The sequence below is a fragment of the Actinospineispora eucalypti genome (assembly GCF_039543365.1).
Lineage (GTDB): Bacteria > Actinomycetota > Actinomycetes > Mycobacteriales > Pseudonocardiaceae > Pseudonocardia > Pseudonocardia eucalypti.
Map to the genome: position 1 here is coordinate 21,837 of NZ_BAABJP010000007.1, position 12,590 is coordinate 34,426.

Sequence of the window (12,590 nt, forward strand, 5' to 3'; positions counted from 1 at the left end):
ATCTTGTCGACGAGTTGAGCGGGTAGGCCGGCGCATGGGGTTCAACAATCCCGAGGTCAGTTGGTCACAGCTGGAACAGGTGCTGTCCGGGCGGAACGGCGCCAGCCTGTCCGGCGGTCCGGAGGCGGACGGCGGGGACAGCCCCGGCTGGTCCCGCAAGCGCGAGCCGTACCAGCCGCCCGAGCCGCCGCTCGAGTCACCGCCCGGGGAGCCCTCGGAGCCGCCGGTGCCGTACGCCGAGCTGCACTGCCACTCCAACTTCAGCTTCCTGGACGGTGCCAGCCACCCGGAGGAGCTGGTCGCGCAGGCCGCCCGGCTGGGGCTGGAGGCGATCGCGCTCACCGACCACGACGGCATGTACGGGGTGGTCCGGTTCGCCGAGGCGGCCGCCGCGCACAAGATGCGCACGGTGTACGGCGCGGAGCTCAGCCTGGACCTTCCGGCGCCGCAGAACGGGGTGCCGGACCCGGTGGGAGTCCACCTGTTGTTGCTGGCCCGGGGGCCGGAAGGGTACGCGGCGCTGTGCCGGGTGATCAGCGTCGCACAGCTGGACGGCAAGGAGAAGGGCCGGCCGGTCTACCGGCTGGAGCAGGTTGCCAAGGAGGTGGCCGGCAAGGTCGTGGTGCTCACCGGCTGCCGCAAGGGGGCCGTCCGGCGGGCGCTGGAGCGGCACGGGCCGGAGGCGGCCGCCGCCGAGCTGCGCCGGTTGGTCGAGCTGTTCGGCGCCGAGAACGTGTACGTCGAGCTGACCGACCACGGCCTGCCCACCGACACCGAGCGCAACGACGCGCTGGCCGAGATGGCCGCCGAAGCCGGCTTGCCGACGGTGGCCACCAACGCCGTGCACTACGCCGAGCCGGCCCGGTACCCGCTGGCCACCGCGATGGCGGCGGTCCGCGCCCGGCGCGGCCTCGACGACGCGGACGGCTGGCTGCCCGCCTCCGCCACCGCGCACCTGCGCAGCGGCGCGGAGATGGCCGCCCGGTTCGACGCGCGCTACCCGGGCGCCGTGGCCCGGGCGGCCGGGCTGGGCCGCGAGCTGGCCTTCGAGCTGCGCCTGGTGGCCCCGGACCTGCCCCCGTTCCCGGTGCCGGACGGCCACACCGAGGCCAGCTGGCTGGAGGTGCTGACCGAGCAGGGGAGGATCGTGCGGTACGGCAGTGAGGCGGAGAACCCGCTGGCCGCCCGCATCGTCCGGCACGAGCTGGAGATCATCAAGAAGCTGGGCTTCCCCGGCTACTTCCTGATCGTGCACGACATCGTGGAGTTCTGCCGCCGCCGTGACATCTACTGCCAGGGCCGGGGTTCGGCGGCCAACTCGGCGGTCTGCTTCGCGCTGGGCATCACCGCGGTGGACGCGGTCAAGCACGGCCTGCTGTTCGAGCGGTTCCTCTCCCCGGCCCGGGACGGCTACCCGGACATCGACCTGGACATCCAGTCCGACCGCCGGGAGGAGGTCATCCAGTACGTCTACGAGCGGTACCAGCGCACGCACACCGCCCAGGTGGCGAACGTGATCTCCTACCGGCCCCGTTCGGCGGTGCGGGACATGGCCAAGGCGCTCGGTTTCTCCCCCGGCCAGCAGGACGCCTGGAGCAAGCGCATCGACCGCTGGGGACCGAGCGTGGGGGCCAGCACCGATGATCCGGACGGCATCCCGGCGAACGTGCTCGCCCTGGCCGACCAGCTGCTCGGCTCCCCCCGCCACCTGGGCATCCACTCCGGCGGCATGGTGATCTGCGACCGGCCGGTGTCCGAGGTGGTGCCGGTGGAGTGGGCGCGGATGGAGAACCGCACGGTGGTGCAGTGGGACAAGGACGACTGCGCGGCGGCCGGCCTGGTCAAGTTCGACCTGCTCGGGCTGGGCATGCTCACCGCGCTGCACAAGATGGTCGACCTGGTGGCTGAGTATCAGGACAGGCGCATAGAGCGGCACGAGCTGCAGCCCATCGACCCCGCCGTGTACGAGATGCTGTGCGCCGCCGACTCGGTCGGGGTGTTCCAGGTGGAGTCCCGCGCGCAGATCGCCACCCTGCCCCGGCTGCGGCCGACCAAGTTCTACGACCTGGTGGTGGAGGTCGCGCTGATCCGGCCGGGGCCGATCCAGGGCGGCTCGGTGCACCCCTACATCCGCCGCCGCAACGGGCAGGAGGAGTGGGACTACGACCACCCGCTGCTGGCCTCGGCGCTGCACAAGACGCTGGGCGTGCCGCTGTTCCAGGAGCAGCTGATGCAGATCGCGGTGGACGTGGCCGGGTTCTCCCCGGCCGAGGCCGACGAGCTGCGCCGGGCGATGGGGGCCAAGCGGTCGGTGGAGAAGATGAGGCAGCTGGAGGAGCGGTTCTTCGCCGGCATGGCGGCCAACGGGGTCACCGGCGAGGTAGCGAAGAAGATCTTCCAGAAGATGGTGGCGTTCGCCAACTTCGGCTTCCCGGAAAGCCACGCGATCAGCTTCGCCTTCCTGGTCTACCAGAGCGCCTGGTTCAAGCTGTACCACCCGGCGGCGTTCTGCGCGGCGCTGCTGAACTCCCAGCCGATGGGCTTCTACTCGCCCCGGTCGCTGATCGCCGACGCGCGCCGGCACGGCGTGGTGGTGCTCGGCCTGGACATCAACGCCTCGGGCGCGGACGCCACCCTGGAGCCGCACCCGGACAGCATGGGCGGACAGGCGGTCCGCCTGAGCCTGTCCAGCGTGCGCGCGGTCGGCGAGCCCCTGGCCAAGACGATCGAGAAGGAGCGCCGCGAGCACGGCCCCTACCGGGACCTGGCCGATTTCGCCGACCGGATCCAGGCCCGGGAACGGGACGACCCCGAGGAGGACGAACGCCCGCCGGACGGCGGTGGGCAAGGCCTGCGCCGCGCCGGCAGGCGGCGGGGGGAGCCGCTGTTGACCGGTGCGGCGGCCGAGGCGCTGGCCACCGCCGGGGCGTTCGGTTGCTTCGGGGTGGACCGAAGGGCGGCGCTGTGGGCGGCCGGGGTGCTGGCCGGGCGGCGGCCGACCCAGTTGCCGGGCACCGAGGTCGGCCTGGAAGCGCCACCGCTGCCCGGCATGACCGCCGCCGAGCTGACCGTCGCGGACGTGTGGGCCACCGGGGTCAGCCCGGACAGCCACCCCATCGAGCACCTGCGGGAACGGCTGGACGGCGAGGGCGCGGTGCCGGTCGCCGAGCTTTCCCGGATCGATGACGGCGCCCGGGTGCGGGTGGGCGGGCTGGTCACCCACCGGCAGCGCCCGGCCACCGCCGGCGGGGTCACCTTCCTCAACCTGGAGGACGAGACCGGCATGCTCAACGTGGTCTGCTCGCCCGGGCTGTGGGCGCGCTACCGGTCGGTGGCGATGGGCGGCTCGGCCCTGCTGATCCGGGGCCGCCTGGAGCGCACCCCCGACACCCCCTCGGTGATCAACCTCCTGGCCGACCGGCTGGACCGGCTCACCCTCCAGGTGGAGATCCCCTCCCGTGACTTCCGCTGACCACGGCCGCGAGGACTGTCGGACCCATGTGGTCGGATGGCCGGGTGCGGGACATCACCGAGAACATCACCGAAGACGAGACCGAGGACGACTTCCAGCACGGCCACCTGGCGGCGGACGGCGAGCCGATCACCGGCGAGGACTTCTCGGACGTGGTGTTCGCCGGCCAACGATGGCGCGAGCGCCGGTTCGTCGCCTGCCGGTTCAACGACGCCGACCTGCGCGAACTGGTCACCGACCGGTGCGAGTTCACCGAGTGCGACTTCTCCGGGGCCGACCTGGGCGAGTCGCGGCACCGGGGGACGGCGCTGCGCGCGTGCGCCTTCGAGCGGACCACGCTGGTGCGGGTCGAGCTGCGCGGCTGCTCGCTGCTCGGCTCCCGGTTCACCGACTGCCGGATGCGCCCGTGCACGATCGTGGACTGCGACCTCAGCCTGGTCTCCCTCGGCGGCATCGACCTGCGGAACACCGAGCTGGCCGGGCTGCGCATGCGGGAGGCCAACCTGGTCTCGGCGGACCTGCGCGGGTCCGGGCTGCGGGGCAGCGACCTGTCCGGCGCCCGGCTGTCCGGGGCCCGGTTGGAGAAGGCCGACCTCCGTGAGGCCGTGCTCGAGCCGGGCTCGCTGCTCAGCGCGCGGATCACCGGTGCAAGGGTGGACCTGCCCACCGCGATCGGGTTCGCCCGGGCCCACGGCCTACTTGTCGAGGCCGACTGAGCGGCAACACTAATAGTTCACTAAATTTTTGGTCGCGGTTATAACAGAGCGTTGCCTACGTGCTTATGTTTCCGCTGTGGGCAGCAACTCGTACGGCCGGCTGGAGGGCATCGGGTTCCTCTTCGGCTCAATCGCGAACCTGACCACCGGCGTCGTGGCGGGGGTGGAGATGCTTCCCCGCCCGCGTTCACCCGAGTACGGCGAGGTGCTCGAGGGCGTGCTGCGGGGTCCGGGCCGTACCACGCTGGACATCGCGATGGCCGTCGCCGCGCTGCGTTGGTGCGCGGACATGGGCGTGCGGCTGCCGGTGCACCTCAACCTGTTCGCCGACACGGTGGCCAGCACCGGCCTGGAAGGGCTGGCCGAGCTGCACGCGGCGGTGACCGACCTGGGTGTCAACCCGGCCGAGGTGGTCATCGAGATCGGCGCCCCCCGGGCGCTCGCCGCTGAACGGGTCTCCACCGTGGAGGAGTCGGCCGCCGTGCTGGCCGGCGCGCGCCGGCTGCGTGAGCACGGCTACAAGCTGCTCATCGACGGCGTCGGGCCGTACCGGCCACCCCTGTCGATGATCAGCCGGTTGGCCCCGGACCAGGTCAAACTGCACAGCGAGCTGGTCACCAAGATCGAGCTGGGACCGGGCCGCCGGGTGTTGGACGAGGTGCTGGACCGCTGCGCGGACGCCGGGGCCGAGGTGATCGCCGAGGGCATCGAGACGCCGGTACAGCTGGAGCTGCTGCGCCGCCGCGGGGTGCGCCGGGGCCAGGGCCCGCTGCTCGCCGCGCCGCGCCGGCGGCCGTTCATCCAGGTGCCGGTGGTGCTCGCCCCGGTGCCGATTGCCGGCGGGGACGCCGAGGGGGCCGACCTGGCGCAGGCCGGCGAGGTCACCGCGCCGGGCACGATCGAGGGGTTCGCCGGCCCGGCGACCATGGTGGGCCCGGAGGCCACCGGCGAGGAGGTCCGGGACATCTTCCGGGACGGCCCGACCGTCACCGGCGTGGTCCTGGTCGACTCGGCCCGGCGGCCGGTGGGCACCCTGGACCGGAACCGGTTCATGCTCGCCGTGTCCGGGATGTACGGCCACGCGCTGCACGCCCGCCGGCCGGTGCGTTCGATGGCCGACACGCCGAGGACGCTGGCCGCGTCCGCCGAGCCGCGCGAGGCGCTGCGCCTGCTCTCCCACGGCGACCCGCGGCGGCGCAACGACGACATCGTCGTCGTGGACGACGACGAGCGCTGCATCGGCGTCGCGCACATCACCGACCTGCTGCGCGGGGTGGCCGAGCTGGAGTCCGAGCGGGCTAGGGCGCTGCACCCGAGCACCGGGCTGGGCGGGCGCCGGGAGCTGGAGCGCGCGCTGTTGCGGCGGTGTGCCTGGCCGGAGCGGTTCTGCGCCGGTTGGCTGGTGCCGGAAATGGGTCCGCTGGTCGCCCGGAACGGGTTCGCCGGTGCGGACGCGACGCTGCGCCGGCTGGGGCGGGTGCTGTCCGCCCAGGTCAACGAGCTACCCGGGGCCGAGCTGTGGCACGTGGCCAGCGGGTTGGTGGTGCTCGCCCGCCCCGAGGACGCGATGGTCGTGGACCGGGCGGTCCGCCAGGCGATGTGCGACCAGGACGGGCCGGAACTGTACTCGGCCTGGCTCACCTGCCACCCGTCCCAGCTCGACCGGCCCGACCAGGTGGGCGAGCTGCTCGGCCGGCTGATCGAGCGGGCCCGGGCACTGGGCAGCGGCACCGCACTCGCCGCCACCCCGGACACCCTGAACCAGCCGCACCAACTGCGCCCGCTGTCCGCGATCCGGGAGAACCCGGCCTGAGCTAACGGGGCTGGTCCACGAGGTTGTGGGCGACCGCCGAGCCGACCCGGTAGGCGTTCTCCACCGCGGCGCTCGCGCCGGGGAACTTGGCCAGCACGTCCCGCACGCTCTGCCCGGCGTAGGGCTGGTCGAAGTCGCTGGCGGTGCGCAGGCTGAGATAGCGGTCCAGGTACCCGTGCCGGGACAGTGCGGTTGCCACCGCGCTGTCCTCCATCTGCGACGTGCAGTACCGGCCGTCGTTCCTGGTCCAGATGGCGGTGATGTAGTCCGCCTTCGCGGACAGGTCGGCGCCGGCCCAGTAGTCGTCGCCGGTCATCGTGTCGCACAGCGCGGTGTACGGCTTCTGGCCGGCCTGGCCCGGGTAGTGCGTGCGGTTCTCCTCGGCCTCCGGGGTGTCCAGCAGCGGCAGTGCCCTGGTCAGCTGGTAGGCCCGGTTCACCAGGTCCTGGTTCAGCCGGAACACGTTGCTGCCCTGGTCGTCGTAGGGCAGGTAGCCGTGCGGCACGTCCGGTGCGCTCTGTTCGGTCACGTGGTGGCCGAGGTCCCAGTCGACCACCCAGCGCGCCCAGGCGGCGAAGCCCAGCGTGCCCGACCTCGGTGCCACCCCGGCGATTCCGGCGGTCAGGAAGTACGCCTTGGTCAGGTCCACCGCCGGGCTGTTCAGGATCTCCGTCATGCTGGTCGCCGCGTTGGCCTTGCCCTGCCCGATCACCGCGACGCACAGCCCGTTCGGCGCGCAGCGCAGTGGATCCTTCACGTGCGCCACCGGGACGGTCACCGACAGTGGCTCCCGGGCCAGCCACGGCTCCGTCTCCACCGGGAACATCGTGATCACCAACACCCGCACCGGGAACGGTTCGGGCGCGGGCGAACCGCAGCCGGCCAGCACCGCGACCAGTACCAGGGCGAGAACGCCGCGCATGATCCGAATCGTAGGACATCCACTGCGGTGCGCGCCGGGTCGGAGCAGGATGCGGGGGTGAGCCCGAGTCCGCGCGCGCAGGTTGCCCTGGGCCTGTTCGTGGCGGTGCTGGCCGGGGCCGGGATCGCCGGGCAGACGCGGTTGAACGGCGCGCTGGCGGCCCGGCTGCACGACGGGCTGGCCGCCGCACTGATCTCCTTCGGCACCGGGTTACTGCTGGTCGCCGTGCTGGTCGCGGTGGCGCCGGCGGCCCGGGCGGGCGTGGGGGAGGTGTGCCGCGCCCTGCGCGACCGGCGCCTGCGGTTCTGGCAGCTGGGTGGTGGCCTGGCCGGCGCGTTCCTGGTGGCCTCGCAGGGGCTGGCCTCGCCGGCGCTGGGCATCGCGGTGTTCAGCGTGGCGATGGTGGCCGGCCAGGTGAGCAGTGCGCTCCTGATGGACCGGCTGGGTATCGGGCCGGCCGGCCGGCGGCCGGTGAGTGCCCGGCGGCTGGCCGGGGCGGGGCTCGCGGTGCTGGCCGTGCTGCTGTCGGTGAGCGACCGGTTCGGCCGTCCCAGCGGGTTGGTGCTGACGTTGTTGCCGCTGGTCGCCGGGGTCGCGGTGGCCTGGCAGCAGGGGGTGAACGGGCGGGTCGGCGCCGTGGCCCGGCAGGCCCGGCCGGACGCGCTGGGCGCCGCGATGTGGCCGGCGACCTCGGTCAACTTCGTGGTGGGCACGGCCGGGCTGCTGCTGGTGTGGGGACTCGGGCCGGTGGTCGGGCTGGGGGAGCACCCGGTCGGCCCGCCGCCGCCGGAACTCTGGTTGTACCTGGGCGGACCGGTCGGCGTGGTGTTCATCGCGGCCGGCGTGCTGGTGGTGCGGGTGATCGGGATCCTGCTGCTCGGCCTGGGCATGGTCGCCGGGCAGCTGCTCTGCTCGCTGCTGTTCGACGCGTTGGCCCCGACCGCGCCGCACCCGCTGACCGCGGTCACCGTGGCCGGCTGCGCGCTCACCCTGGTCGCGGCGGTGGTTGCCGCCTGGCCGGCCCGTTCTGGGAGGATGGCCCCATGACCCGGGCGCGCGGCGACGACGGCTTTCGGCGGAGGCTGGCCGAACGCATCCCGCTGCACGGCCCGATCAGCATCGTGCTGGTGATCGCGGTGGCCGGGTTCGTCCGGGTGCTGGCCGAGCACTGGCGGGAGGGCACCGGCCTGCTCGGCGGCGCCCTGCTGGTGGCCGGCCTGGCCCGGGTACTGCTCCCGGAGGACCGGGCCGGCCTGCTCGCGGTGCGCAGCCAGCTGATGGACGTGCTCTGCTACGGCGGGTTCGGCGTGCTGATGGTGGTGCTGGCCGTCACCATCCAGCGCGCCCCCTTCCTGGTCAGCTAGCCAGCGCGCGCAGCAGGCGGGCCGGTTCGCCGGGGTCGGCCGACCGGATGCGCGGGATGCCGCCGACCCACTCGTGGTCGGTCATGCCGGGGTTGTGGGTGGTCGAGCCGTCCGGCCAGAACACCTGCGGGCTGCCCTGGATGGGGAGCGACTTGCTGCGCTCGTAGTCGGCGAGCACGTCGGCCCGGACCGAGCCGGCGTCCCATTCGGCGAGCACCGCCGCCCGGTCCACGTCGACCTTCTCCAGCGCCCGCTCCAGGCCGGCCCGGATGCTCACGTCGATGGCGTCCCAGAAGAAGGCCAGCCGCAGCGCGTAGTCCACCTCCTCGGCGGCGCGCACGTCGTGCACCCGGCGCGCGGCGGCGACCAGCTCGAAGGCCGGCAGGAAGGTGGACGGCCACTCCGGGTTGTCGTAGGTGTTGAAGATCTCCGGCTCGTGGTTGGCCAGCACGGCGGTCTCCACCGGCACGATGTGCTTCGGCGTGCCCCGGCCGTTGACCAGCTCCAACGGCCACGGCCGCTGGTCGAAGACCACGTCCAGGCCGGCCTCGGCCCGCGCCACGCGCAGCCGGTGCACGGCGACGAACGCCCACGGGCAGTGAATGTCGGACCAGACGGTCACCGTCGAGCTAGCCACGTCCGAACCCTAGATGGTCGGCGAGCACGTCGGCGCCGAAGTCGCCCTCCGGGTCGCGCCACACGGAGTGCGCGTGGTTGGCCGCGCGCTGGGTGTTGTCGTACTCGACCAGCAGCCGGGGGCCGTGCAGCCGGTAGTAGCAGCCCTCGCCGGGTTCCACCGAGCCCGCCCAGGCGAAGTGCACTCCGTCCAGGCCGGCGTCGGCGTACCGCGCGCCCAGCCGCTCGGCCAGTGCGGAGGGCGCGCGCCCCAGGTAGCAGTCCAGCAGCGTGCGCAGCAGCTCCCGCTGGCCGGCGGACATCGCGGACGCCGGCAGCCCGCGCGGGGTGGCCGGCAGGGCCAGCTCGTCCCGGTGTCCCTCGGTCAACCCGTAGGCCCGTTCGCCGGCGTCGTGCGCGCCGGCCATCCGGCTGTGGTGCGGTTCGGCCAGCCGGCCGCGGAACAGGTGGGGCAGTGGTATGGACCGGTCCCCGGGCGACACCCTGGACCGGTTGCCGCCGCTGATGTCGATCGGCGGGTTGGCGGAGAGCAACGCCGTGCCGAACGCTTCCGGCCCCAGTGACCGGGCCAGCTCCCGGGCCAGCCCTTCCACGCCGCCGAGCGGGCGCAGCTCGGCCCGCCCGAGCAGTGGTGAGCAGGCCGGGTCGGCGCCGAGGAAGCACGGCGTGGCGGCCACCAGCTCGCCGTCCACCACCAGGCTGTTCACCGACACGTGGTGCCCGCCGAACCGCCAGCCCCACGTCCGGTCACCGGGCCGGCCGAATATCCGCAGGTAGTAACGGCCGGGGTCGCGGCCCCGGTCCCGCCCGGCGAACGTGCCGGCGAAGCCCTCGGTGCGGTCCAGCACGTTCTCCAGGCCCATGATCGTGGACACGGTGCCGTAGCCGGCCTCGGAAAGACCGGTGGCCAACAGCGCCATCGCCCGCTGGTACTGGACCGGCGTCATCTCGCCCACCGGCAGCCCGCCGTGGTCGGTCGGCGTGTAGAACCAGCGCCGCCGCTCCACCTCCGGGTCGGACGACTCGGCCGGGCCGAACGGCCAGGCCAGCAGCCGGTGCGCGGCCCCGTCCACCGAGGCCAGCATCCCCTCGGCCGCCTCCGCCATCTTCTCCATGAAAGCCAGCCTAGGCCTGGGCGTATAGCGTGCGGACCAGATCTTCGACGGACGGGGACGGTTCGGTGATCGCCACGTCACGCAGCCGGGTCTGCCGCGCCACCCCAATCCTGATTCAGTCACTTCAGCACGCTGATTCAGTCGGTCGAGCAGGCCGGGTGGGCGGATTGCCCGACCCTACGCGCCCAAAGTGACTGAATCGCCGTGCTGAAGTGACTGAATCAGGATGTGGGGGCTAGAACTCGGTGATCGCCTCGTTCAGGGTGTCACTGGGGCGCATTACCTGGTCGGCCTTGGCGCGGTTGACGTAGTAGTAGCCGCCTAGGTCGGCGGGCTCTCCTTGGACGGCGTTCAGCTCGCCGACGATGGTGTCCTCGGCGGCGGCCAGGCGCTCGGCCAGGGGGGCGAAGACGGCCGCCAGCTCGGCGTCCCCGGTCTGCCCGGCCAGGGCCTGCGCCCAGTACAGCGCCAGGTAGAAGTGGCTGCCCCGGTTGTCCAGCTCGTTGACCTTGCGGGACGGCGACTTGCCGGTCTCCAGCAGCTTGCCGGTGGCGTCGTCCAGCGCCTTGCCGAGCAGCGCCGCCCGCGAATTGTCGGTCTTCTCCGCCAACATCTCCAGTGACTCGGCGAGAGCCAGGAACTCACCGAGCGAGTCCCAACGGAGGTGGTTCTCCTTGACCAGCTGCTGCACGTGCTTCGGCGCCGACCCGCCGGCGCCGGTCTCGAACAGCCCGCCGCCGTTCATCAGCGGCACGATGGACAGCATCTTGGCGCTGGTGCCCAGCTCCAGGATGGGGAACAGGTCGGTGAGGTAGTCACGCAGCACGTTGCCGGTCACCGCGATGGTGTCCTCACCGGCGCGGGCCCGGTTCAGCGTGTAGCGGGCCGCCTCGGCCACCGGGAGCATCTCGATGGTCAGCCCGTCGGTGTCCTCCTCGGCCAGGTAGGCGCGGACCTTGCGCAGCACCTGGGCGTCGTGGCCCCGGGTCTCGTCCAGCCAGAAGACGGCCGGCGCGCCGGTGGCGCGGGCCCGGCGCACGGCCAGCGCCACCCAGTCCCGGACCGGCGCGTCCTTGGTCTGGCAGGCCCGCCAGATGTCCCCGGGCTCCACGTCGTGCGACAGCAGAGTCTCGCCCGAGGAGGAGACCACCCGCACCACGCCGGGCTCGGAGATCTCGAAGGTCTTGTCGTGGCTGCCGTACTCCTCGGCCTTCTGTGCCATCAGGCCGACGTTGGGTGTGGTTCCCATGGTGGCCGGGTCGAAGGCGCCGTGCTCGCGGCAGTGCGCGACCGCCTCCGCGTACAGCGCCGCGTACGAGGAGTCCGGGATGACGTACTTGGTGTCCTGCAGCGCACCGGCCGCGTTCCACATCTGCCCGGACGACCGGATCGCCGCCGGCATGGACGCGTCGATGATCACGTCGCTGGGCACGTGCAGGTTGGTGATGCCCCGGTCGGAGTCGACCATGGCCAGCGCGGGACCGGTGTCGTAGGCCGCCGTGATGGCCTTCTCGATCGCGGTGCGCTTGTCCGAAGAAAGCCCAGCGAGCGCGGTCAAAATACTGGCCAGGCCGTCGTTGGGGTCCGCGCCGACCGAGGCGAGGTCGTCGCCGTAGGTGGTGAAGACGTCGGCGAAGTACTGCTTCACCGCGTGCCCGAAGATGATCGGGTCGGACACCTTCATCATGGTGGCCTTCAGGTGCACGGAGAACAGCACGCCCTGGGCCTTGGCCTCGGCGACCTGGGTGGCCAGGAACTCGGCCAGCGCGGCGCGGCGCATCACGGCGGCGTCCACGATCTCTCCGGCCTGCACCTTCAGCCCGGACTTGAGCACGGTTACCGTGCCGTCGGCGGCCAGGTGCTCGATGCGCAGCTCGTCGGCCGCGTCCACGGTCACCGAGGTCTCCGAGTGCCGGAAGTCGCCGTCGCTCATGGTGGACACGTGGGAGGCCGAGTCGGCCGACCAGGCGCCCATGGAGTGCGGGTGCTTGCGGGCGAAGTTCTTCACCGAGGCGGGGGCGCGGCGGTCCGAGTTGCCCTCGCGCAGCACCGGGTTCACCGCGCTGCCCTTCACCGCGTCATACGCGGCGCGCGCGGCGCGTTCCTTGTCGGTGCTGGGGTTCTCCGGGTAGTCCGGGACGTCGTAGCCGGCGGTCTGCAGCTCCTTGATCGCGGCCTTGAGCTGCGGGATCGAGGCGCTGATGTTGGGCAGCTTGATGATGTTGGCTTCCGGGGTCTTGGCCAGCTCGCCCAGTTCCGCCAGCGCGTCCGGTACCCGCTGCTCGGCGGTCAGCCGGTCCGGGAAGTGCGCCAGGATCCGGCCGGCCAGGGAGATGTCCCGGGTTTCCACGGCCACTCCGGCCTTGCCGGCGAATGCCTCGATGATCGGCAGGAACGAGTGTGTGGCCAGCGCCGGGGCTTCGTCGGTGTAGGTGTAAATGACCTTCATCGTTGTTGTCCGTCTCTCCGCGCCGGTGTCCAGTACGTCCGTACCGTATACCCGTCGAGGCCGGGTGTGCGCGCCACGCTGGGACGGCGCGCCAGAGGCGGGT

9 protein-coding genes are annotated in these 12,590 nt (G+C 72.5%); 5 read left to right on the top strand and 4 right to left on the bottom strand.

Annotation, left to right across the window (positions count from 1 at the left end):
- Positions 1–34: 34 nt before the first annotated feature.
- The 3 genes from ABEB12_RS07620 to ABEB12_RS07630 all read left to right on the top strand — a co-directional run bounded on the left by ABEB12_RS07620 (position 35) and on the right by ABEB12_RS07630 (position 6,001).
- The gene (locus tag ABEB12_RS07620; RefSeq protein WP_185064217.1) at positions 35–3,472 is read left to right on the top strand and encodes an error-prone DNA polymerase; all 3,438 of its coding nucleotides are present in this window, start codon (positions 35–37) and stop codon (positions 3,470–3,472) included.
- Positions 3,473–3,498: 26 nt separating this feature from the next.
- Positions 3,499–4,188: a pentapeptide repeat-containing protein gene (locus ABEB12_RS07625; protein ID WP_185064218.1), complete on the top strand. Its 690-nt coding sequence runs from the start codon at positions 3,499–3,501 to the stop codon at positions 4,186–4,188.
- Positions 4,189–4,264: 76 nt separating this feature from the next.
- Entirely contained in the window at positions 4,265–6,001 is a 1,737-nt protein-coding gene (locus ABEB12_RS07630) for an EAL domain-containing protein (protein WP_185064219.1), read from the top strand.
- A gap of 1 nt (position 6,002) precedes the next feature.
- On the opposite strand, the gene ABEB12_RS07635 is transcribed toward ABEB12_RS07630, so the two are convergent.
- Positions 6,003–6,923, bottom strand: a complete 921-nt coding sequence (locus ABEB12_RS07635) for a nucleoside phosphorylase-I family protein (protein WP_185064220.1) — start codon at positions 6,921–6,923, stop codon at positions 6,003–6,005.
- A gap of 57 nt (positions 6,924–6,980) precedes the next feature.
- Between ABEB12_RS07635 and ABEB12_RS07640 the strand changes: the two genes are divergently transcribed.
- Both ABEB12_RS07640 and ABEB12_RS07645 read left to right on the top strand, forming a co-directional pair.
- Positions 6,981–7,970, top strand: coding sequence for a DMT family transporter (locus ABEB12_RS07640; protein ID WP_345702644.1), 990 nt, complete (start codon positions 6,981–6,983; stop codon positions 7,968–7,970).
- Positions 7,967–8,287 carry a DUF3017 domain-containing protein gene (locus ABEB12_RS07645; protein WP_185064222.1) on the top strand — a complete coding sequence of 107 codons (321 nt, stop codon included), beginning with the start codon at positions 7,967–7,969 and terminating at the stop codon, positions 8,285–8,287. The genes ABEB12_RS07640 and ABEB12_RS07645 overlap by 4 nt, the downstream gene beginning before the upstream one ends.
- Here ABEB12_RS07645 and ABEB12_RS07650 read toward each other — a convergent pair.
- From ABEB12_RS07650 to ABEB12_RS07660, 3 genes are all read right to left on the bottom strand, one after another.
- Complete coding sequence (locus ABEB12_RS07650; RefSeq protein WP_185064223.1) at positions 8,280–8,924, bottom strand: DsbA family protein; 645 nt, start codon at positions 8,922–8,924, stop codon at positions 8,280–8,282. The two genes, ABEB12_RS07645 and ABEB12_RS07650, sit on opposite strands and share 8 nt — an antisense overlap.
- Entirely contained in the window at positions 8,917–10,038 is a 1,122-nt protein-coding gene (locus ABEB12_RS07655) for a DUF3500 domain-containing protein (protein ID WP_221498504.1), read from the bottom strand. Before ABEB12_RS07655 ends, ABEB12_RS07650 begins: the two co-directional genes overlap by 8 nt.
- Before the next feature lie 235 nt (positions 10,039–10,273).
- Positions 10,274–12,487, bottom strand: a complete 2,214-nt coding sequence (locus ABEB12_RS07660; RefSeq protein ID WP_185064224.1) for an NADP-dependent isocitrate dehydrogenase — start codon at positions 12,485–12,487, stop codon at positions 10,274–10,276.
- Positions 12,488–12,590: the final 103 nt, after the last annotated feature.